Source organism: Methanobrevibacter cuticularis (genome assembly GCF_001639285.1).
Classification (GTDB): domain Archaea; phylum Methanobacteriota; class Methanobacteria; order Methanobacteriales; family Methanobacteriaceae; genus Methanobaculum; species Methanobaculum cuticulare.
Map to the genome: position 1 here is coordinate 14671 of NZ_LWMW01000075.1, position 24380 is coordinate 39050.

Sequence of the window (24380 nt, forward strand, 5' to 3'; positions counted from 1 at the left end):
CTAATCATCATCTAATAATTCAGTAGGGTCATGATAAGTTATAGGAATTGAATTTCCTTTTTCATCAGAATCTTTAGAAAAGTTTAAATCGATTTCAACATCATCAGAATCTTGATATACTTCAATAGATTCTATATATCCTTCATATTTTTCTAATTTTTTGTTTAATTTAGTAGTATCAACTTTTATTAATTTATTTCCATTATTTCTTTCATTTTTATTATCAATACAAATTAGTTGATTAATTTCTCCAATATTCAATACAGTATTACTATCACTGCTCTTAAATTTAATTAGAATCAATAGCTTTGAATTTGTTTTTTTACTACTTGTTGTCCTACTATTCGTTCCAAACCATAAAGATTTTTTAAATAAGTCTAAATCGTTTTCTAATAATAAATCAGGATGAGAATTAGGATTTATAGTTATATCATAACTAATTATGGCATCATCTACAACAGCTTCAGAACCAGGCGATTTTTGCTTTCCATTTTCATTTGAAAATGGAGATCCTATTTGATGTCTTAGAATCTGTGCATTATTAAGATCTACACCATAACTCAATTGAATTGGCCCATAAATTTGTTTAGGGTCATCATCAAAAGTAAATGTTCCTCCAAACATTCTAACATCGGGTGAATTATCTACCATTTTATCAAAATCTTTTTTAAATAAATAATTAAAAACATCACTTCTTGTTTGATATTTGGCGTCTGATTGTGTTGCTTTATCAATAAGCCTAGGATAAAAAAATACAATATTTTCTTTTTTATCTATATTTTCTATTGTGTTGTGAATATAACTTCGTATATTATATTTTATGCATTTGTCTGTTGTAAAAACATTTCCATCAATGTTTCTTGGTGAATTGTCAACAAAATCGCCATTTGGATTTCCTAATATAGTTTCAGTCAGATATATTCCTTGATAGTAATTTTCAACATATTTTTTTTCAGTCATAATGTTCACTCTCCTTTAGCGTCTTCAACATATCCATATGAGGAAGATAGAATATTTTTAGTATAATAACCAGTAAATAATAACAATAAATAATCTTCAAATGAAAAATCGTTATTTTCATTAAATATAGAATTCAAATCGTCTTCAATTATTTTAAATATGAATTTACCTTTTTTATTCATTTGGTTAATATATAAAACATTTTTTTGCAATATTTCTGTAGTGAAAAATTTATGTAAATTATTTCTATTTACATTTGTAGCAAAATTAGAAAAAGTTTCTCCTTTTTTTCCTTGGTTTGATTTACTATTATCTATAAGACTTATAAACTGTCCTAATAAATAGTATTTTAAAGATTTATCTTCATTTATAATTTTAATCAGATTTTTAACATCTTCTTCATCAATTTTCTTTTTATCATCTTTTTTATGATATTTCTTAAATATTTTCTTTAGTTTAAAAATATTATCATCCTGCAACATATCATCCTCCAAAAATTCTTTTTTAAACATGAAATAATAATTTAATCTTTTAAGAATATGGCAATTGTAATATTTTAGAGCAGTATTCCTTTGAAATTTTATTAAAGAATTAAGAACAAACTCATTAATCATATTTTTACTTAAAGAATCAAAATTAACTTCATAAATAAAATTAAATATATCATGCATATATTTAGTAAAAATGGCAGTAGTTTTTGAGTCAAAATTACTAAGAATATCTTTAGAATTTATATAAATTTGATAAAAGTGATATAAATTAGGATGTTTAACCTGATTGTCTTTAATATCAACGAATAAATCTTTAAAAACTGCCTCTAAATCAAAAGTATTTTTAATGAAAGATTTTTCTATATCTTGTTTAAAATATTTCTCACCAAATAAATAATTTAGAGTAGTATTATTATACAGTTGAATATTATCGAATTTCACTAAAAAAGCACGATAGTTTTCAATATATCTTTGAATATAAATTAAATTGTTATTTATAGTATAAATTAAGAGATCATAATTAAAATTTTTATTATTAACATTTAAAAAATTATTTATTTTTTTAAAGGAATTATCTTCTAAATTAGCTATTTTTAAAAATTCATCATATTTTTCAGTACTTTTGAGTTTTGGAATGATAATCATATTATTTGACAAAATATTTTTTAATTTATATTCTGCAGATCTAATGAAAAAATTACATTCTTTACATATTCTTAATCTAGTATTTTTAACATCTGCTAAATAGTTAAATGAATAAGCAGGTAATTTTATACTATAATTTCCTAAAGAAGGATATGTAATTGTTTTACTGCCACAAATACTACAAATTCCATCTTCATAATCTTTAGTTTTATTATTCACACTTTTAAAAAATTTAGTATATGTTATGAATAAATCATTTATAAGATCAAAATTATTACTAAAAATACAAACAAGATAAAAATTTCCATTTTTATAATCATTTGTCTGTTTAAATTTTAATACTTTATTAATTATCTCTTTTACATTATCCGCTAAAAAAGCATGATATTTATTAATCCTATTTTTAATATCTTCTTCAGAATATTGTTTAAAAAAAGTTTTAAAGTCCATTATTTTACTTTCAGGCAAATAATGTAAAAAATCATTACCATTATTCTGACAAATAAACTTTAAATAATAATTAAATTGTTTATTATTCTCATTACTTTTTTTCGTGCTTTTAATTTTATTTTCAAATTTTAATTTATTTTCTTTAAATTTATCACATTTAGGTTCATCTAGTTGAGATGAACATTTTTTATTTAAATCGAATTTTTTTAAATCAGTTTTAGATAAGAATTTATGGTCTAATTTAACAAAAAATGGAGTTAATCCCATTAAACCATTTTGATTAGCTATTGTAACTTTTTGATCATTAATGAATAAAAAATCATCATGATAAATTGATTTTTTGAAATATTTGAAATTATAGTCTTCAATTTTACTTAAATCACCCAATTTAAATTCATTATTCTCAAATATGATTGGGAGAACAAAATCATCATTTTTAACACTATCTTTCCAAATATTATCTTTGTTATTTTCATAAAGCCATTCACCAAATTCAAACATGTCCTTAATCATATGTTATCATGACCCCTTACCTAATGGTACTATTCAACCATCCCAAATCCTAAGCTATTCTTTTCACCAATTCCGCAATTATATCCGAAATTAATCAAATCTAAGTCACCTTCTATATTTATATCCATAATGAAAGCCCTATGATAGGTTTTCGCTTTATGCTTCTCAATAGCTATACGTTTTCGTTTAATAAATTTCATTTCTGAATTTATATTTATATCCTCTACTTTCTTTTCTTCATCATAAAATTGATTGTATTTCCTAACTAAGTTTTTTTCTAAGTTTTCATAGAATTTTTGATCCGCTGGAGTTAATTCTCTAGTTTTTAGCTCCCCATCAATTTCTTTTTTTATTCTAACTATTATTGGAGATAATGTTTTAAAGTTCATTTTATTTTTAATAGCTGGATTAGGCATTAGTTCTATTTTTTCAACGAATAGCTTTTTTCCTTTGAAATTTACTTCTAAATTCTCCAAATATCCATTAACTAAACTTTTAATTAAATTATCATTAGGAGATGAAATTTGAAAGGAAATGCGTCCATCTGTTGAGATAATTCCAGTGTCTATTGTCTTTCTTCTCTTTATATAAATTTGTGAAAAAGTGAAAAACTTAAATGTTTTTGATGAATGTAGTTCTTTAGCTAGGCCTAAATCGGATATTTTGGCATATATTATTGAAGAAATAATATGGTTGTAGTTAAAAGGAATAAACAAGCTATTTTCTGATTTTAAAGATACTTTTAATCTCATTTTTACCCTTGTCCATAATATTTCATTTTTAATTTCAACAATTCCTAATTAATGAATAATTATATTAACTTATTAATATACTTTTAGTATTTAATCTTCTAGAAATACATAAAGTATTATAAATAATTAATTAATCCCAATTGTCTGATTTTAATTTTTTGAATCAATAAATTTTGATTCACTACCTTATTGAAATATGATTAAAATAAGTAGTTCAATCCATTATAATAGCTATATGATGCATTTGGTCTCTAATCTAATTTAGAGATTTCTATTATAATAATAAGATTTTTGAGATATTAAAATAAGAATAAATTATATAAATAAATAATTATTAGAAACGAAAAACACTTAGCTGGAATAGAAATGCAAAATGTGAGAATAAAAATAAATAATTAGAAATAAAAATTTTTTGACTTATTTTCATTATATTTAGTATAATGGATTAGCATTTTCAAATTTAAAATATGACAAATATATAACACCATAAATGAATTTCTTTCTATAAATGGGAGTAATTGTGGTGAATAGCTAGTTCTTTACTTAAACAATGCTATATTTTATTGTTTGATGTAGTAATTATTCAAATAGTATTTTATTTTTTGAATACATTAATTATATCAGTCAGAATAGCTGAGGCTGTTTCTAAAGATCCTGCACCTTTACCTACAACAGTAACATCATCAGCTAAGTCAGTTTTCACTGTTGCCATGTTCAATGTTCCTTCAAGAGCATAGGGGCTATTTTTCTTAACTAATCTTGGTGAAACTTTTAAGGCATTTTTTGATACTTCAGCGATTAATTTAATAAAATATCCTTCTTTACTAGCTAATTCAATAGCTTCAGAACTTATTTTTGATATACCAGTTACTTCTACATCATTGTATGCACAATCAATTCCTAATAATGAATTTGCTAAAATAACAGTTTTGCAAGCTGCATCAATTCCTTCAACATCTTGTGTTGGGTCAGTTTCAGCTATTCCTAATTGTTGAGATTCTTCTAAAGTATTTTTATAAGAGGATCCCTCTGAAGTCATTCTTGATAGAATGTAATTGGTTGTTCCATTAAGAATTCCAATTATAGATTCTGGTTTTGAACTAGGTAAAGTTTCTTCAACAAAATTGAGAATAGGCATAGCACCTCCAACAGAAGCTTCAAATTTAAATTGAACTTTGTTTTTGTTGGCTTCATTTATTAACTCTGAAAAGAAAAGAGCTAGATGACCTTTGTTAGAAGTGACAACATCTTTTTTATCTGTAAATGCTTTTAAGGTTAATGATTTAGCAGGTTCACCGTTTTCAATATTGGTGGGTGTGGCTTCCACCAAACAGTCATAATCTGCACTGTCTAAAACATCCATCCCTTTTATATCGTTATTTCCAAATTGTGGATAATTGGATACTGAGCCAGTGTTAACTTTAGTTTCAAGGAGAAGTTCTGCATTTAGTCCTTCTTGAGAAATAGCTGAGCCTGAAGAATCTGCTACTGCAACAATTTTTATATCAAATCCAAAATTTTCTTTGATTTCTTTTTTTTTAAGAGAAATTGCTTTAGCTACTCCTTGACCTACAGCTCCAAATCCCATTAAACAAATATTCATAATATTACACCTTAATGATTTATCTTTATTCATACTTCATTTACAGCTAAAAGATTTTTATCTGTAGCTATTTATCTTTATTCATACTTCATTTACAGCTAAAAGATTTTTATCTGTAGCTATTTCATTGACTCTAGCTATTACAAGATCTTTTTTCCCAAAATCTGATTCAATCACTATCATTGCTGAAGATTCTTCTTCATCACTTAATTTTACTTCGAGATTGACTACAGATGTTCCTTCTAATTCGTTAATTTTGTCCATTGTATCTCTTATATCACTATCAATAACATGACCAATGAGAATTGTGGTTAGTATTTCTTTTCTAACTACTCCATCGATTTCAAGAATTGTTATTCCCATTTCAATTAAAGTATCTATAAGAAGTTGTAAATTATCTTGTTCACCCTCTACAGTAAGTTGAACAGGGATCATTCCTCTTTCATTTTTATTATCTCTTTGGTGAATAAGCGTCACTAGATTCGCACCTAATTTACTAATAGGGGATAAAACAGCAACTAATTGACCAGGAACATCTAAAAGCTCCAAAACTAAATTTATTTTCATGTTATTCCTCTGGATATTTTTATTATTAATATTATTAACATCTCTTAATTAGTTTTATTAGTATTCTTATTATTATTTCTAGTAATAGTTTTTATCAATTATATTAACTCTTAATTAGTTTTATTAGTATTCTTATTATTATTTCTAGTAATAGTTTTTATCAATTATATTAACAATATTTTCAATCATTATTAATAATAATTAATAATAATAAGATTATTATTTCTATTAACAGCTTTTATCAAAAGGTTATTAATATTTTTAATAAAATTTATTATTAATCTCATTATAAACAGCTTTTATCAAAAGATTATTAATATTTTTAATAATATTTATTATTAATCTCATTATATTAAGTAAATAACTAAATTAGTCTCTAATTATTTATTAATTAAGAACTATCTAAATAATACTTAATTCGTCCAATCTGCTTTTTTGACTATAATATTACCATCTTTATCAGTTTTAGCATTTCGCATAATTTTTTCAGGATTTTTCTTTGTAGATATATCTTTACGAGTGAGGTTTACATTATCTACTATGTAGTGTGTTTCTTCAAGATCAGGGATACTTTCTAATGTTTTTGAAAACTCTTTAAGAATCTTTTCTGCATCTTTTTCAATTTTCATTATAAAACTCCATTAAAATAATTTTATGATATCAAATATTAAATAATCTTATGATACTAAACATTAAATAATTTCATGCTATTAAATTTACTAAATTACAACTATCTTTATTTATAATTTTTAATATTAATAAACCTTTAATTTTTAACAAACTATTCTTTCTAAATAATCATATTATATGTATTGTTTTTTTATTTGATTAATTATTAAATTTAATTTCTATGAATCTATTATATGTATCTAAAAATATAAAAAACAATTTAAATATCTAAAGAACATATGAACAAGCATTATTTTATTAATATTTTATATAATGAGATTAAAAATAAAAATTCAGTGCATATTTTATTAATATTTTATATAATAAGATTAAAAATAAAAATTAAGTGCATATTTTATTAATATTTTATATAATGAGATTAAAAATAAAAATTAAGTGCATATTAACATATGAAAAATTAAATACATCATAATAATATTTAAAGATATAGAGAGCTAGTTTTCTCATAAAACCTATAGAAATAACAGTGCGATCATAGCACTATTTAAAGACCCGAATACGATTAATATAGTGTTATTCTAGCATAATTAAAGAATATCCAACTATTTCATTATAAACAAAAATAACAAACATTCTTCATTTTTTATAAAAAATCTAATTTTCAATTTAAATATCTTATTAATATAGTTTTTGTCTACAATTAAAACGAAAAATTAATATATTATAACAATGTAATATTAAGTACTTATTAGTAAAAAAAAGTACAAAGAGAGAATGGAAATTTAACTAAAGTCCTCTATTGTTATTTGAAAAAGTACGTTAAAATATCACTTAACTAAAGAGAAGAAAAAAGTATGGAGGACTTTTATGCTTTTTGACACCTATCATTTTTTAATTTTGTTACAAATCATTTATAAAAAATGATTATATATAATGTTTTGTTTTTATAGTATGAAACTTTTTAAGAAAAAACAAGAATATTATATAGTATAAGTCTCTTAAAATATAGTTACGTCCAAATAACTAAAGAGAAGAGGAGAGACTTATACCTTGTAACTATTAATATGTTTTTCATAGTATAAAAAGCCTTCTCATTAATATTCCTCATTTTTTATAAAAAATCTAATTTTTGATAACTATTTTTATAATTATTTTTATAATAGTTAAGACTAAACATTCTTTTACTTATACAGTAAAATTGATTACTCTTTTACTTATACAGTAAAAATCGATTACCCTTTTACTTATACCAGTGAAGATTAATTACTCTTTTACTTATACCAGTAAAAATCGATTACTCTTTTGTTTTAAAGCGATAATTATTTTTTAAATCAACTAAAAATTCTTTAAAATCAAAATCTTTAAGAATTTTTTTTGACAATATTTTATGAATTCCTGAACCATATTGTGCTGCTTTTTTTGGTCTATATGCGATATAATCAGGAATATGTAAGTCAATAGCTATTTCTCTAAGAATATGTTTTCGAAGTTTATCATCAGATGATTTTATTTTATATTTTACTGGAACATTAAGAGCAAATTCAACAAATTTTGTCTCTAGAAAAGGAGATCTAAGTGAAACATTATTACAGTTAGCTATAGCTACATCTCTTTCAAGATTAACATGATACATATTTTCAATATCATGTCTTAATTCAATAGCTATATTCTTTTCAGCATTATTTTCACGATATGTTTTGTTTTTTTCAGAAGATAACATAGATTTATTAACTGCTTTCTTTTCATTAGAGTCTTCAGTTAACCCTTTCTTATAAACCTCCAAATATCTGTGATATCCTCCAAATAGTTCATCAGCACCTTGACCAGATAGTACAACATCAACACAATCTTCTTTTGCAAGTTTGGTAGATAAATGAATGGTCATCCCTACTCCTAACTTAATAATATTGGCTTCTTCAATAGCTATTAAAACATCCTCGATAGTTGAACGAATCAATTCTTCATCTATAACTTGAAAAATAAGAGGTAAATCTAATTCTTTAGCTATTTTTTTAGCAAATAGAATGTCCTTTGAATCTTCAGTTCCGACAGTGTACAATTTAACTTTAAGATTAGTTTTTTCAGATATATTTTTGAGGATTTTAGCTATTATAGTACTATCTACACCGCCAGAAAAGATCAATCCAACTTCATCTAATCCTTCCACTCTCTTATATACTGCACCTTCAAGAAGATCTAAGAGATTATTTTTATAAAATTCAAGATTAAATTTATCTTTTTTGATGCATTCCTGATTAATAGTTAAACCATCTAAGTAAGTTTTCCAAGGAAGATGATTAGGAGCATTCAATTCATCATTAAATAATATATACCCTGGTTTAAGAGTTTCAATATTTTCAATCCCAAGATTCCATAAAAATTTTCTATTCTCTGCAAAAGCAAGTAAGTTATTTTTATTAAAAATATCATTAACTTCTTTATCTAAATTTTTATGCAAAATATCTTCATTAAAAATATCATTAACTTCTTTATCTAAATTTTTATGCAGACTGCTTTTATTAAAAATATTATTATTCTCTTCATTACCATATCCATAATACAAAGGTTTACTCCCATATATATCTCTACAAATAGCTATATTTTCACCATCATATACTGAAAAAACAAAATCTCCATTTATAATTTCCATAGTTTTTCTAATAGCTATTAAAATGGGAGTATTTTTATGCAAGTTCTGATGAGTAAAATAATGTAGTAATCTGATAATAAGTTCATTATTTTGAAGTCCTTCATCATATCCATATTTTTTAGAATTGCTTAATTCAATTATCAAAGATTTATATCCCAAATCTTTATCAATTTCAGTGTTTAAAAAATCATTAAGTTCTTTAAAATTATATATCTCCCCATCCCAAAATAAACATAGATTATCAAAAAAAACAGGGTTCAAACCTAAGAAATGATTTTCTAAACCAAATATTTCACTCATAATATCAACATCATAACTATATCTAAATTATAATTATTTACTTTAAAATAATAAATAGCTATTCCTTTTAATTAAATATATAAAAATTTTAAAAAAAGTTAAATGTACTCAATAGTAAGTAATTATAAAATAAGCTTATGAAAATAAGAAAACAAAAAGAAATAAACTAAAAATGGTACTGAAAACAAAAATAAATTAATATTAATATTAATAATATCATTACAAATAAAACTAAAAATGATAGTAAAGAATATTAAAAAAGAAATAAACTAAAAATGGTACTGAAAACAAAATAAATTAATATTAATATTAATAGTTAATAATATCATTACAAATAAAACTAAAAATAATAGTAAAAAAATATTAAAAAAGAAATATTAATGAAAAGAAATAATTTTAAGTATATTCAGACAATTTTTCTAATCTTTTTAACATATCTGGATGGGTTGAAAAAATCTCACCCACTTTTTTAGACATTGATATATTGATTTTTTTATATTTTAATTGAGAAAGCTCTGAAGCTGATATATTACCATCTTTATCTGTATCAAGCTGAGAAAGTTCACTTATATCGAACTTTGCATTACCTACATCATTTAAGAAAAATGCAGATGTTCCTTTTACATCTTTAATAGCTTGTTCATTAGAATTAGCTGCACCATAAACTAGTTTATAAAGAGCAGAAGCTAATTTTTCAGGTTGATTTCCAAAATCAACACTAGCTTCATCTGCATAATATTCTCTTACTCTAGATATGAAAAGAACTATTAATTGTCCAATAAAGTAAGCTATTAAAGCTAAAGCACCAATAATGAATCCATTGTTATTATTTCCTCTACTATAAAAAAATGATAAACCTACAAAATAGAATATGGTTGGAACTGCACTAGCAATAGTCATAACGATCATATCATTATGTTTTATATGTGCAAGTTCATGACCTAAAACAGCCTTTATTTCATCTTCATGAAGCAAATCCAACAATCCCCTAGTGACACAGACTCGCCCATCTTTTTTGTATCTACCAAAAGCAAAAGCATTAGGGACTGGTGTTTCAGAAACTCCAATTTTTGGTTTTGGAATTCCAGCAATCATAGCTAAATCAGTGACAATTCTATGAAGATCTGGAGCTTCTTCTTCAGAAACGTATCTAACTTTCATGGACCATTCTACCAACTTTGGACCAGCTAAATATTGAAGTAGAATAATACCTATTCCAATGAATGCAAAGGTTTGATATCCCCCAATTCCAAAGAAACTAGCTAATAATATTACTATTACATATACCATTCCAAATAGCAATAACATAGCTCCCCACATTCTCAATCTAAGTTTCCACATACTTAATTTCATTGTTATGCTCCTAATTTATAATTTTTATAATAAATATATTGATTTTATATAGATATTCCTATTAGTATAAATTTTATAATTAATTTTATATAGATATTCCTATTAGTATAAATATAATTAATTTTATATACATATTCCTATTATTAAATACTTCTATCATTAATAGCTATTTCTATTATTAACAATTATTATTAAACATGATATCAAAAATAAATGATTAATAAATGACTAAATAGCCAACAAAGTAATTAATAGCTAACAAAACAACTAGCTAAAATATTATAATAAAAAAATAATCATGAAAATTAATTTTTAATACAATTTATTTAATGTAAATTGATTCTTTGTTTCTTTACATATATAAAATTTCTCATTGTTATTCAACTCTGTCAAGTTGAGAAATTTCTTCTACTTTTTATTTATTTTGATTATTTCTTTATTAAATTCTTTTTTTTAATATTTGAGGATATACTCTCATTTTCATAAATTATAAAAGTTTTAATCAAAAAATAGCTTATTTTTAAAAATTAGACAAAGCTAAAATTAGTATTATATAATGTATAAAAACTTAAAAAAAATAAAAATAAGGAGAAAAATAATTATTTCTCCCAAAAAAAATAAAAATTTTAAATGATTTAATCATATTTTTCTTCTTAAAATGATTCCAAACATACTTATCAATACTAATATAACAGCTATTATTGGTATTCCTGTATTTTTCATAGTAGCACTAGCTACTGGATTGTTATTTGTTTTATTAGTAGTATTAGTATCATTGTTGTCATTATCGTTGTTTTGGGTTTCAAATTCAACTGAAACTGGATTAACATTGTAATTTTCATCATCACATGTAACTGTAATCACATGACGACCATTACCAAGTTTATTACTTGGAATATGGATTTTTCCAACACCAAGAACATTAGTAACGATATTTCCGATGTTTTTACCATCCAAATCAACACTAACTTTATAGTCATGTATTGGATCGCCGTCTTCATCGGTCACTGTGACAATCACATCAGCAGAACCATCAGAATTCTTAACCACATCAACATCAACAATAACTTTACCTTTTATGACATTAAAAGTTGTAGTATTGGTATATCTAAAGTATTTATCGTTTCCTGCATAATCCACCATAATATTAACATTTCCTGTGTGTGTTGGTTTATAAGTAAGACTCCATCGACCATTAGAATCAGTAGTCAAAGTGTAAACTTTACCATCAACAGTAACATTAATTGGAGCATTAGCTATTGGATTACCATTCTCATCAACAAGCACCCCATCGATTGTTATGGTTTTACCCATTTTAACATTAGATGGAATGTTTATAGTTGAATTAGTACTATTCTTATTTACTGCGAAAAAAGTAGAATTACTAAAAGCATCATAATTACCATTACCAGCAAAACTAACAACTACATCGAAAATTCCAGTATGATTGGTAGTATAATTTAACTCCCAATAACCAAAACCATCAACAGCAACGTTTGTAAATAGCGTACCATCAACAGTAACATTAACACCAGTTACTCCAGTATAATTAGCTAAGACACCACTAACAGTAATATTTTCACCAATTTGAGCAGGATTAGGACTAACAACAATAGTTGAATTAGTACTAGCCTTATCTACTGTGAAAGTAGTAGTATTTCTAAATTGTTGGAATATTGAGTTTCCAGTTGAATTAATTTCTGCAGTTATATTGCCAGTACGATTACTTGTATATTCAGTTGACCATATAGCATTAGTATCAGATAAATTAATATTGTTTTGCTTGTTACCATCAATAATAATATCAAAAATAAGACCAATACTATTTGTTAATGTTTGATTGTCAACAATAATCATATCATAAATATTACTTACTTTTCTAGGAATTCTAGCATCATAAGTAGTATTTCCTGAACTATTACTAATTACCATTCCAAAATAAGGCAATAAACTAGCATCAGTACCTACTAACTCAAAATCGAACTGACCACTAATAAGAACATTCTCACCAATCTGTACAATGCTTGAATTAACCACAATAGTAGAATTAACAGGAGAAGAACCATTTAAAGATAAAATATAATAATCCTCCCCATTTAAACTAACGATACTAACTATATAATAATTATTTATCCAAGTTGGTAAATTAGGAGTATTATTACCCCACCAATTAAGGTTCGCATCAACACCAGAGACTGTATTTGGAATACTCAAACCAATAGCTGCTAAAACACGATTATAATTGATAGTAACATTATTTACAGAAGCTAAACCAGTAGCAAAACTAATACCAATACCACCTGTTGTTCCAGCAAAAATGTTGTTACCAAAAACAAGAATATCACGCAAAACAGTAGAATTAAGATTAACAACCCCAATACCAATACCAGTAGCGTTAGTAGCATTAATAGTATTATTTACTACAGATAAACCACTAAAACTTAGATTATTACAGTTAAAAGACATACCATAAGACGCACCCCTAATATTGTTATCATTGACGCTGATAGTATTGTTGCTGGTTTCTGCACGAAGAAGAACACCGTATCCGGATGTTCCTGTGATATTGTTGTTGGTGATGGTTATATTGTTGTTAATATTGGTGAATGCATCCATAGCAACACCGTATGATGTTCCTGTGATGTTATTGTTGGTGATGGTTATATTGTTGTTACTATTGGTGAATGCATACAGAACAAGACTGTATCCGTATGTTGCTGTGATGTTGTTGTTGGTGATGGTTATATTGTTGTTACTATTGATGTATGCACCCAGATAAACACCCTGTCCGGATGTTCCTGTGATGTTGTTGTTGGTGATGGTTATGGTGTTGTTACTATTGGTGGGTGCAAGCAGCTGAACACCACGGGATGTTCCTGTGATATTGTTGTTTGTGATGGTTATATTGTTGTTGCTAGTGGATGCATCCAAATAAACACCGTATGCTCCTGTGATGTTGTTGTTGGTGATGGTTATAGTGTTGTTACTATTGGTGAGTGCATACAGATAAACACCCTGTCCGGATGTTCCTGTGATGTTGTTGTTGGTGATGGTTATATTGTTGTTACTGGTGTATACATCCAGATAAACACCATAGCCGGATTTTCCTGTGATGTTGCTGTTGGTGATGGTTATGGTGTTGTTACTATTGGTGCGTGCATACAGATAAACACCGTAGTCTGCTGTTCCTGTGATGTTATTGCTGGTGATAGTTATGGTGTTGTTACTATTGATGGGTGTATACAGATAAACACCCTGTCCGGATGTTCCTGTGATGTTGTTGTTGGTGATGGTTATGTTGTTGTTACTAGTTGCTGCACGAAGATAAACACCGTATGATGTTCCTGTGATGTTGTTGTTGGTGATGGTTATGTTGTTGTTGCTAGTTTCTGCATATATATAAACACCGTATGTTCCTGTGATGTTGCTGTTGCTGTTGCTGTTGGTGATGGTTATGGTGTTGTTACTATTGGTGGGTGCATACAGATAAACACCGTAGTTTAATGTTCCTGTGATGTTGTTGTTGTCGAAAAATAGAGTATTATTACAATTAGTGACGGTGAAACGCACGCCCATCGAGTTAGATGTACCGTTAACAGTAATATTATTACCTTTAACTGCAATGTTAACAACTGAGCCAGCTGTGGCGGTTACATATACAGCACCATATGTAGTTGTGCTTACAGAAGAAATTATAGTATTATTTTCCATTAAGACATCAGTTAAAGAGTTACCAGATAAATGGACACTTATATTGGTTGTATTTATGTTACAAGCAATAATTGATAAATTACCACGGTTTGAGTTAATAGCTGTGTTATATCTGCTTATATTTAATTTAGTGATTTGTACGTTGGGTGCTGTGATGGTAAATAGTGTACCAGTATTAGTACCCACCATATTCACTTGACCAGTGGATGAAATGTTAACACTTCTTCCTACAGTTAAACCAGAGCTCAGGCTATAATTTCCTTCCTCAAAGGTAACCTCATTGTCACCTGCAGAGGCATTATCAAGGAAAGCCTGAATCTCAGCATTAGTAGAAGAACTATTAAAGTTAACACCACTAACACCAGACAAGACTGCAAAAAAACACAAAAACAAGAAAGTTAACAATACCACATTTCTTAAACGAGCTCTGTTAAACAGATGAATATTCGGTTCAATACTTAAAAAGCCATTTTCAATTAAATTGTTTATTTTTGAAAACATTATTTTTTTCACCTCCTGATCCAATCAATCAGATAAAAAAAACTATAAAATATTATAGTATTATAATTAGAAAATAGAGAGTAATCACTATTATCTAACAAAAATAAATATATCCCATATCATATATAAACATTATGGATAAAAATAATATATATATATATATATATATATATATATTATCTCTTTATTATTTCTAATGTTAAAATTATCAAGTGAAGTTGGAAAGATTTGAACTTGATTCATTATTCATCTTTTATAAATAGAAATCCAAGTTTTGAGAGAGATATCGTATTAATTACTAAATAGTTGATTATGAAAAAATTTTAAAAACAAAACATAAAAGTTTTAATGATAAAAAAGATACACTGAATAATATTAATCGCATATTTAAGAATCCTTCCATGCCTGAAGAAAGACCAGAAAGTAGAATATTAAACTTTAAGAATTCGAATGAGCTTCTTGAGAAATATAATTTAAAAAATTTAGATAGGAAACATCATCCTAAATTAAATAAACTGGAAACAGCCCGTAGTTCTATTGCACATGGTGAAGTAGCAGTAGTTTCTTCTAAAAAAGATATTTTTCACATTCTTCAATGAATAGGTTTGTATTGCTTATAATTTCTTTTGTTTCATTATTAGTGAAATCAGAGAACATATCATAGTCTGCTGTTTCTCTATCATTTAAAAGTTCAGAGTAGAAGTCAAATAAATCTTTATTGAAATTTTTATCATTAACAAAAACTTGACTAAATAGTTTTCTTGTTCCATGATGAGTTCTTGGGTTTTTATCTTCTTTAAGAAGAAGTGCTATTACAGCATAATATACAGAATAATATGAACGATTAATAGCTGTTTCGTAGTGTCCCATCTCAAGATTATCTTTAGCAATTTCAATAAATTCTTTTGACCTTGTAAAATAAGCATTTACTTTATCCAATAACAACACCCTCTTTTCTTATGTTAGAATAGAAAGGCATATCCTTATATTTTTGGTAATGTTCTAACTCATTAATTTTAACGGAGATATCCTCCATTGTTTCAAGTAATATATCACTTGCTTTAGAATAAATATCTTTTTTAATTTTTTTAGTTTTTTCGGTAGTTAAAATAAGAATATCAATGTCTGAATCTTTGGTGTCATCTCCTCTTGCAACAGATCCAAATAAGATAATTTTTTCTATCTCTGGATGATTTAAAGATTTTGCAAAGTCTATAGCTAATTGTTTTCTATCCATGAAAAACACCTTAATATAATTATTTTTACTTTTTTGTATTGTTATTATATAAAAGATATTATATAATTTTTATGGTTTTTTTGTATTTAAACCATTGATAAATATAAAGATATTTTTAATCTTAATTATTCTGTTGATGGATAATATAGCGAAATGCTTTGATTATTTTTGTTTTACTTTTCAATATTTAACTTATTCAAATTTTTAATCTGCTAATTATTTATTCACTTTTAGGAATTTTAAGACATCCAAACAGTTTTTATATGATGAAAGAGAATATATTGTCTTTATCTATTTTGTTCATGATAGAAAAATAAAAAAGTTACTTGGTGAGATTTATATTTTATGCACAATAGGAAATTTTCTCATGTTATAATTTTCATTTGTCACTTAAAAAAGCTTTAAAAAGTGTTTAAATTGTTAAATATTTTTATTAACTTAAATAAGAATTATTTAAAAAATATTTGATTAATATAATCATTTTTAAAAAAATTATAATTTCCAAATGAACATTACATTTTATCATATTTAAAAAATGTATCATGAACATTTTGGACAAAGACTAATAAATATTTTGAAGATTAAAAAGATAATTATTAGACAGTCTCTAATCATGAAAAAGCTAATGAATAAAATAAAAAATATTTAAATAAAAAAAGAAAAAATAAAAACAAATAAGGAATTTAAAAATAATGAGGATTATAAGATGATAGATAATCTTGAATGGAAAGAAAAAATATTGAAAGATATCGATAAACTTGATACTAACCTTGATGAGATTAAAAAACTAGATTTTAAAGAAAAAGAGAAAGAAGCTATATCAAGAGCTAAAGATTATCGTGAAGATTGTAAATATTATCTTGAAAAAGGAGATGAAATTACATCATTTGAATGTATCAGCTATAGCCATGGATTAATTGACACATTAAGAATCATTTATAATATTATTTAGCCATATACATTGCTATTTACAAATATATAGCTAACTTTATTACTACATTATAAAGATTTAGATAATAAAATAGGAATAAATAGGCAAAAGTTCCAAATATATAATATTGATAATAAAAAATATTATGATTTGATAAAATGATAGATTTAAAAAAAACAAGTATTAAAATACCAAGTGACATATTAATAGAAATAAAAGCTATGGCAGTTAAACAAGGAACAAGTCAAAATACTATTATGAATGACCTTATAACTAAAGGAATGGGAAAAAGAAAAGGAAAATTAAAAGCCAAGAGAATAAACGATAAATTTCCTAAAGTAAAAATCAAAAATGACAAATACAAAAATTTTGAAGACATGGCAGGGTTTATTAAGGTAAATGATCCTGAAAAAATTGATGTTCAAGAGTTAAAAGACAGCATACACTTTAAAAAAGAGTCGTACTAAATAATATTTCTTGAAACAAGTTTTTTAATTAATTTTTTTCTTGAAAATGTTCAAAACCACAACATAGCTTTAGAAATATGGGAAAATATAAAAGACAAAGAAAAAATAGAGCTTTAGAAATATGGGAAAATATAAAAGACAAAGAAAAAATAATTAGTGAAATGGTAATATGAAACATTAACAGTATTAATAAAAGTAAAACAAGACGAATAATATAGCTAATGCTTACAATAAATTAACTGAAATGATTATTTACAAAGACATGTCATATTATGAAAAAGCTTTAGAGTATACTTTAACAAATAATATAAGCTTCTTTGATAATTTAAGCTATATAGTTATGAAAAATAATGATATTGAACAAATAGCTAGTTTTGATAATGATTTTCATATATTTGAAGATATTGAAATAATAAAATAATAAAATAAGTAATACTAATGAATAAAATGAATTATAAGATGATTTATAATATAATTCATAAAATTAAAGATATTCAACAATTTAAATACTATTTAAAGCATTTTCAAGTGATAGATTAAAATTATAACATGGTAAAATTCCGTATTGAGTATAAAATATAAAAATAGTCCCATAAGAGATTGTTCAGTTTTTTGTTGCTCTGATTGTAAGCTCTTATGAGCTTCCTTTCAGATAATAAAGCTTTAGCTATTACTTTTTTAACAAATATAATCCTAATTAAAGTAATACTCAGCTTTAAATTCATGAAGTTTCACCATCCATTAACGTTTTTATCAAAGCTACTTTTTTAAAAATTTCACTTCTATCATTTTATAGATTAATTGTAACTTAACAGATAACTTTTTTTATTAAAATTTGAGAAAACCTGATCAATGTTTGACAGTTCCCTCTTTACATAATTATTCTACTTATAAATCATATTTATAAATCAACAATAATATTAATAATAAAAAACATAAATGATATTGTATTTAAATTTAGAATTAATAAAGAATATCATGAGTAAATTAGTAATCTATGATAATATGGATGATGATTTTGAATACAAAAAAAATTAAAACTTCTATAATTTAAAAAAGCTTAGTATACTTATGATTGATGATAATTCAATGATCTGAAATAAGTTTTATAATCTTTGAAATTAAGGATTGAAAATTATAATTATTACATTGTTTTATTATTTTAAATCAAAAATATAATAATTATAATACTACATTGTTTTAAATCAAAAATATAATAATTATAATACTACATTGTTTTAAATCAAAAATATAATAATTATGAGAATAAATAATAAACTAATAGTTATAGAATTGTTATACAATAGAGTAAAAATTATAAATAATTAAAATGATTAAAATAATTAAAATGATTATATTAAATAGATATTTTAACTAATGGTGATTTAATGAATGGACCTTGGGTAGAAAAATACAGACCTCAGAAATTAGAGGATGTGGTTGGTCAACAACACATCGTAGATTTATTAGAAAATTATGTGAATGAAAAAAGTATGCCAAATTTGATGTTTACTGGTCCTGCAGGAGTTGGAAAAACCACAACTGCTTTAGCTTTAGTTAAATCCATTCTTGGAGAATATTGGCATCAAAACTTCCTTGAGTTGAATGCTTCTGATGCAAGAGGTATTGAAACAGTTAGAACAAAGATAAAAAACTTTTGTCGTTTAAAGCCAGTTGGAGCTCCATTTAGAATAATATTTCTAGATGAAGTAGACAACATGACTAAAGATGCTCAACATGCTCTTAGACGTGAAATGGAAATGTATACTAGAACAGCTTCTTTTATACTTTCTTGTAATTATTCTTCAAGGATCATAGACCCTATCCAATCAAGATGTGCAATATTCAGATTTTCTCCTATTAAAGGTTCAGAAATAGCTAAAAGATTAGAGTATATAACTAAAGAAGAGAATTATGATTATGATATAGCAGCTATTGATAATATAGTTTATTTTGCTGAAGGAGATATGCGTAAAGCTGTTAATATTCTTCAGGCATCTGCTTCAGCTGGAGATAAGATAACTGAAGAAAAAGTATATGATGTTGTATCAAAAGCAAAACCTCAAGATATTAAAGATATGATTACAAAAGCTTTAAGCGGAGATTTCATGGGATCAAGAGATCTTCTTAGAGAAACTATGGTGCTTCAAGGAACCAGTGGGGAAGATATGGTAACTCAAATATATCAAGATGTTACAAAAAGAGCCATGGAAGATAAAATGGATTCTGAAGTGTACATTCATCTAATTGAAGCTATTGCTCAAACTGATTTTAGAATAAGAGAAGGAGCTAATCCAAGAATTCAATTAGAATCTCTTTTAACTAAGTTTTTATAGATTAGCATGTAATTTTATAAAAATGCTCTATTAAAAAGGTCAAAATCATGCTATGGACAGAAAAATATAGACCGAAAACCTTTAAAGATATGATAGGAAACGGTAAGCAGAAAAAAGAAATAGAAACTTGGGTTAAAAGTTGGAAAGACCAAAAACCTCAACCTTGCTTACTTCTTATAGGTCCAGCAGGGACTGGAAAAACTAGTGTAGCTCATATAATAGGTAACAAATTCTCTGATTTTATTGAATTAAATGCTAGTGATAAACGTTCATATGATATAATTATGAGTACTGTAGGAGAGTCCTCATCTACAAAATCATTGTTCAGTGATGAGCATAAATTAATTATATTAGATGAAGTAGATGGAATTCATGGAAATGAAGATCGAGGAGGAACTCGAGCTATCAACAAAATCATAAAAGATACACAACATCCTATAGTGATGACAGCTAATGATTTTTACAGTAAACGATTAACCAGTGTTAAGCCGAAATGTAAAGTTATCAAACTCAATAAAGTTCATACAAATTCAATAAATGCTCTTCTTAAACGAATAGCTTCAAAAGAAGGAATCAACGCAGATAATGAAGCAATAAAAACAATAGCTAAAAATTCAAATGGAGATATGCGTTCGGCTTTAAATACTCTACAAGTTTTAACTGATGAAAGTAAAAAATTGGATATGGGAGATTTAGATGCTATAAGTCAAAAAGATAACACAAACAATATATTTGACACAGTCCGAAGAGTACTGAAAAGTAAAAGCATAGATAAAATAAAGAAATCTATGATGATGGATGAAGATCCAACAATGGTAATGGAATACATAGCTGAAAATATCCCTCGAGAATATGAGAAAAAATCAGAGATAAAGAAAGCTTATGAGATGATAAGTGAAGCAGACATGTACTTTGGAAGAGCAAGACAAAGTAGAAATTATACTTATTGGAAATATGCAAGTGATTTCATGGGTATAGGAGTGGCCCTATCTAAAGAAGAGACTTACAAAAAATTCACACGTCTAACTGGAGCTATGGCATTTGCACTCATGGGTAGAACAAGAGGAAAACGAGCACTTCGAGATAGAATAGCTGAAAAGATGTCTACCCATCTCCACGTGTCCAATACCATAGCTATTTCAATGTTTCCATTAATGGAAATCATGTTCCAAAATGATGAAACAGCTTATGAAATAGCTACATTCCTAGATTTAGATGATGATGAAATAAAAAGATTTAGAAAAAGAAAAATACCTAAAACCGTTATTAAAAAAATGGAAAAAGAAGCTTTAGATGAAAAAAAGAAAAACAAAGAAGAAAAACAAAATATTCAATCTAGAAAAAAGACAACAAAAGAAGAAAAACAACAAACAGTGCAAAAACAACCAAAACCAGAAGAAAAACAACAAACAGTGCAAAAACAACCAAAACCAGAAGAAAAACAGCAAGTAGCAAATGAAGAATCAGAAACATCACCAAAACAATCAAAAAGAGCAAGAAAAGAACCACAAAAAAAAGAAAATCAAAAAGCAGATAAAGAAAAAGAATCTCAAGATAAAAAATCATCCCAAAAATCTTTATTTAATTTTTAATTCTACTATATTATGTTAATTGCAGTATTTTAAAATCTTTATTCAACTATCAAACAATCATATGGAAAAATTGCCTAATTAGAAAATTCAGTTAATCCAGATTGTCTTCAATAAAATTTACTGATTTTAAAATATTTTCTTTATAATTTGGAATGATGTCATCTAAAAATTCCATAAAATTAATAGCTATTTTATCAAAATCTTCATTTTTATCAATCAGTTTATCAAAATCTTCTTTTTTATCAATCAGTTTATCAAAATCTTCTTTTTTATCAATCAGTTTATCAAAATCTTCTTTTTTATCAATCAGCATATAATTATTAAGATTAGATTTTTTATTAGAATTATACTTAGTTTTCTTACTATGTTTATGTTCTCTACTATAGCTACTCCTCTGAATATCTAAAAATGAATGAATCCATTGATTAGAAACATTGTTAAATGGAAATATAATATTAATATTATAATCATTAATAAATTTGTCTTTAGCTATATTTTCATCCTTCAAAGTTCCATTTCCTGCAAAAATATTAGATAAAATTGATTCCACCTGTTCATTTAATGTTAAGGGGAAGATTACTGCATCAATAGCTATTTTATCTAAACTGGAAATAAGCTCATCTAATGATTCAAAATCAGATTCAATTATCTTTATTCCATATTTTCTTGAATATGGTTCAATAACAATAGCTAATAATTCATCAATTTCATTTTGAGGTTTTAACAACAAAACATTATTTTTTGGAGATAATTCATTTGCTAAAACCTTTGAAGATCTTGTGCAAATTTTTTGAAAAAGAGTTGACCTTACAATAGCTATCTCTGGATAATATTTTTCAAAGATTTCTTGTTTTTTTTTAGAAAATTTAGAAAATCTTAGATTGTTAATATATAATGTATCTGAAGTATAACTAATAAAACGAGTATCTATATTAATTTCTCTTAGGAAATTTAAAATTTCAGCTTTAGAATGATTTTCATTTTTATCATTTGGAGATTCATCTAAATAGCTAATTTTACATTTATTTTTCCCATTATTATTACTATTATTTGAAAAAAATCCTAAATCTTCAAGAAAATTGTCTTTCATATAAATCAAATATATTGAATTTTTATATAAATCAACTATAGTCCTGAAAATAAAGTTTATAAGTAATGATATTTTTTAAAAACTTTTATATTCATTCACTTCTCAATCTAAATAATCATAATATATATTTTTTTAATAATAAAATTATTAAAGATTATTTTAGAAATTAAAGATAACAACAACTTATATTTATGAAATAAATTAATATTCCAATAAACCATTGATTAGAATCTTTTCTTTCAGGACTATAGTTAATTAGATAATATAGTTGATTATTTATTGAACAATCAACTTTTGATTTTTCCTTTTTTTAATATTTGAGTTTTTCATTATCTTGATAATATATGTACTGCTGCTGTTCCTCCAGTACCACCAATGTTATGAGTCATACCGATTTCAGCACCTTCGACTTGTCTTTTTCCAGCATCTCCTCTTAATTGCCAGACGATTTCTGCTGCTTGAGCTATTCCAGTGGCTCCTAATGGATGGCCTCTTGCTTTTAATCCACCTGAAGGATTGACAGGAATTTCTCCACCATTTTCAGTGATACCCTCTTCAACAGCTATTCCTCCTTGACCTTTTTCAACAAATCCAAGGTCTTCAATAGCTAAAATACCATTAATTGAAAAACAATCATGGACTTCTACAGTATCTATATCTTTAGTTGTAAGATTAGCCATTTCATAAGCTTTTTTAGCTGCTACCTTTGTAGAACCAATTGTTGTAATATCTTTTCTATCATGAAGAGTAATTGTATCTGATGCTTGTGTAGATGCTTTTACATAAATTGGAGTATCTGTATATTTTTTAGCATCTTCTGCAGGACATAAGATAATAGCTGCTGCTCCATCAGTAACTGGAGAACAGTCAAGAAGAGTTAAAGGGTCTGCAACTATACTGGAATTTAAAACTTGATCAACAGTTATCTCAAATGGAAACTGTGCTTTTGGATTTTTAGCAGCATTTTTGTGGTTAATAACAGAAAATTTAGCTAATTGTTCCCTTGTAGTTCCATGTTCATACATATGTCTTTTAGCTATCATTGCATAAAGTGAAGGGAAAGTAGCTCCTTGCTGAGCTTCCCATTCTTGATCAGACGCAGTAGCTATTGCTGGTGTTGCATCAACAACATCAGTCATTTTTTCCACACCTGCAGAAATTACTATGTCATGATAACCAGAAGCTACAGCCATGATTCCTTGTCGTAATGCAAGACTACCTGAAGCACAAGCTGCTTCTATCCTTGCACATGGAATTGGATTTAGTCCTGTGTGATCTGCTATAAGTGCTGCTATATGTTCTTGTTGGATAAAGAGACCTGCTGTCATGTTTCCAACATACATAGCATCTAAATCAGCACCTTCTACATTTGAATCATCAATAGCTCCAAGGCCAGCTTCAGTTATTAATTGTCTAAATGAAACGTCCCATAATTCTCCGAATTTTGTTTGTGAAGCTCCTATAATTGCAACATCTCTCATATTTTCAACCTTTTTGTAATTTTTCCTCAATACTTTTTTGATAATTGTTAATAAATTTTTTTTAGTAATATTTTAGTAATTTTTAATGATTTATACTATTATATAATTAGTTATTTTCTT

20 protein-coding genes are annotated in these 24380 nt (G+C 25.8%); 6 read left to right on the forward strand and 14 right to left on the reverse strand.

The genetic code is table 11. The features are described 5' to 3' along the window. The 9 genes from MBCUT_RS02125 to MBCUT_RS02165 all read right to left on the reverse strand — a co-directional run bounded on the left by MBCUT_RS02125 (position 1) and on the right by MBCUT_RS02165 (position 15126). Complete coding sequence (locus MBCUT_RS02125; protein ID WP_067258271.1) at positions 1-960, reverse strand: type I CRISPR-associated protein Cas7; 960 nt, start codon at positions 958-960, stop codon at positions 1-3. Between the two features lie 5 nt (positions 961-965). Continuing rightward, positions 966-3059 (reverse strand): hypothetical protein, encoded by a 2094-nt coding sequence (locus MBCUT_RS02130; RefSeq protein ID WP_067258275.1) that lies wholly within the window; start codon positions 3057-3059, stop codon positions 966-968. 29 nt (positions 3060-3088) lie between these two features. Continuing rightward, positions 3089-3811 (reverse strand): CRISPR-associated endoribonuclease Cas6, encoded by a 723-nt coding sequence (gene cas6 / locus MBCUT_RS02135; RefSeq protein ID WP_067258278.1) that lies wholly within the window; start codon positions 3809-3811, stop codon positions 3089-3091. A 595-nt stretch (positions 3812-4406) separates the two neighbouring features. Then, the gene (locus MBCUT_RS02140) at positions 4407-5414 is read right to left on the reverse strand and encodes a homoserine dehydrogenase (RefSeq protein WP_067258281.1); all 1008 of its coding nucleotides are present in this window, start codon (positions 5412-5414) and stop codon (positions 4407-4409) included. A gap of 81 nt (positions 5415-5495) precedes the next feature. Continuing rightward, positions 5496-5981 carry an amino acid-binding protein gene (locus MBCUT_RS02145; RefSeq protein WP_067258284.1) on the reverse strand — a complete coding sequence of 162 codons (486 nt, stop codon included), beginning with the start codon at positions 5979-5981 and terminating at the stop codon, positions 5496-5498. Between the two features lie 413 nt (positions 5982-6394). Further along, positions 6395-6610, reverse strand: coding sequence for an Asp-tRNA(Asn) amidotransferase subunit GatC (gatC, locus tag MBCUT_RS02150; protein ID WP_067258287.1), 216 nt, complete (start codon positions 6608-6610; stop codon positions 6395-6397). A 1295-nt stretch (positions 6611-7905) separates the two neighbouring features. After that, positions 7906-9561: an asparagine synthase-related protein gene (locus MBCUT_RS02155; RefSeq protein WP_067258290.1), complete on the reverse strand. Its 1656-nt coding sequence runs from the start codon at positions 9559-9561 to the stop codon at positions 7906-7908. Between the two features lie 396 nt (positions 9562-9957). Then, positions 9958-10914, reverse strand: a complete 957-nt coding sequence (locus MBCUT_RS02160; RefSeq protein WP_067258293.1) for a zinc metalloprotease HtpX — start codon at positions 10912-10914, stop codon at positions 9958-9960. A gap of 639 nt (positions 10915-11553) precedes the next feature. Further along, complete coding sequence (locus tag MBCUT_RS02165) at positions 11554-15126, reverse strand: beta strand repeat-containing protein (RefSeq protein WP_067258295.1); 3573 nt, start codon at positions 15124-15126, stop codon at positions 11554-11556. Between the two features lie 401 nt (positions 15127-15527). Between MBCUT_RS02165 and MBCUT_RS02170 the strand changes: the two genes are divergently transcribed. Next, positions 15528-15725 (forward strand): hypothetical protein, encoded by a 198-nt coding sequence (locus MBCUT_RS02170; protein WP_067258299.1) that lies wholly within the window; start codon positions 15528-15530, stop codon positions 15723-15725. On the opposite strand, the gene MBCUT_RS02175 is transcribed toward MBCUT_RS02170, so the two are convergent. Together MBCUT_RS02175 and MBCUT_RS02180 are read right to left on the reverse strand one after the other, a co-directional pair. Next, a complete protein-coding gene (locus tag MBCUT_RS02175; protein WP_067258302.1) occupies positions 15694-16065 on the reverse strand; it encodes a HEPN domain-containing protein in 372 nt (123 codons plus the stop codon). The two genes, MBCUT_RS02170 and MBCUT_RS02175, sit on opposite strands and share 32 nt — an antisense overlap. Next, positions 16058-16363 carry a nucleotidyltransferase domain-containing protein gene (locus tag MBCUT_RS02180; protein ID WP_067258305.1) on the reverse strand — a complete coding sequence of 102 codons (306 nt, stop codon included), beginning with the start codon at positions 16361-16363 and terminating at the stop codon, positions 16058-16060. The genes MBCUT_RS02175 and MBCUT_RS02180 overlap by 8 nt, the downstream gene beginning before the upstream one ends. Positions 16364-17069: 706 nt before the next feature. Between MBCUT_RS02180 and MBCUT_RS02185 the strand changes: the two genes are divergently transcribed. The 3 genes from MBCUT_RS02185 (at position 17070) to MBCUT_RS10715 (ending at position 18182) form a co-directional block, all read left to right on the forward strand. Next, positions 17070-17315, forward strand: coding sequence for a DUF357 domain-containing protein (locus tag MBCUT_RS02185; protein WP_245634925.1), 246 nt, complete (start codon positions 17070-17072; stop codon positions 17313-17315). Between the two features lie 137 nt (positions 17316-17452). Beyond that, positions 17453-17761: a hypothetical protein gene (locus MBCUT_RS02190; RefSeq protein ID WP_067258307.1), complete on the forward strand. Its 309-nt coding sequence runs from the start codon at positions 17453-17455 to the stop codon at positions 17759-17761. A 244-nt stretch (positions 17762-18005) separates the two neighbouring features. Next, positions 18006-18182 (forward strand): hypothetical protein, encoded by a 177-nt coding sequence (locus tag MBCUT_RS10715; protein ID WP_157082434.1) that lies wholly within the window; start codon positions 18006-18008, stop codon positions 18180-18182. A gap of 121 nt (positions 18183-18303) precedes the next feature. Here MBCUT_RS10715 and MBCUT_RS10720 read toward each other — a convergent pair whose 3' ends face one another. Next, positions 18304-18486, reverse strand: a complete 183-nt coding sequence (locus MBCUT_RS10720) for a hypothetical protein (protein ID WP_157082435.1) — start codon at positions 18484-18486, stop codon at positions 18304-18306. Positions 18487-19149: 663 nt separating this feature from the next. On the opposite strand from MBCUT_RS10720, the gene MBCUT_RS02195 reads away from it, so the two are divergent. Both MBCUT_RS02195 and MBCUT_RS02200 read left to right on the forward strand, forming a co-directional pair. Further along, positions 19150-20097 (forward strand): replication factor C small subunit, encoded by a 948-nt coding sequence (locus tag MBCUT_RS02195; RefSeq protein WP_067258310.1) that lies wholly within the window; start codon positions 19150-19152, stop codon positions 20095-20097. A 47-nt stretch (positions 20098-20144) separates the two neighbouring features. Beyond that, complete coding sequence (locus MBCUT_RS02200) at positions 20145-21689, forward strand: replication factor C large subunit (protein ID WP_067258313.1); 1545 nt, start codon at positions 20145-20147, stop codon at positions 21687-21689. A gap of 91 nt (positions 21690-21780) precedes the next feature. On the opposite strand, the gene MBCUT_RS02205 is transcribed toward MBCUT_RS02200, so the two are convergent. After that, complete coding sequence (locus MBCUT_RS02205) at positions 21781-22779, reverse strand: hypothetical protein (protein ID WP_067258317.1); 999 nt, start codon at positions 22777-22779, stop codon at positions 21781-21783. 329 nt (positions 22780-23108) lie between these two features. Continuing rightward, positions 23109-24260, reverse strand: a complete 1152-nt coding sequence (locus tag MBCUT_RS02210; protein ID WP_067258320.1) for a thiolase domain-containing protein — start codon at positions 24258-24260, stop codon at positions 23109-23111. Between the last annotated feature and the right edge of the window lie 120 nt (positions 24261-24380).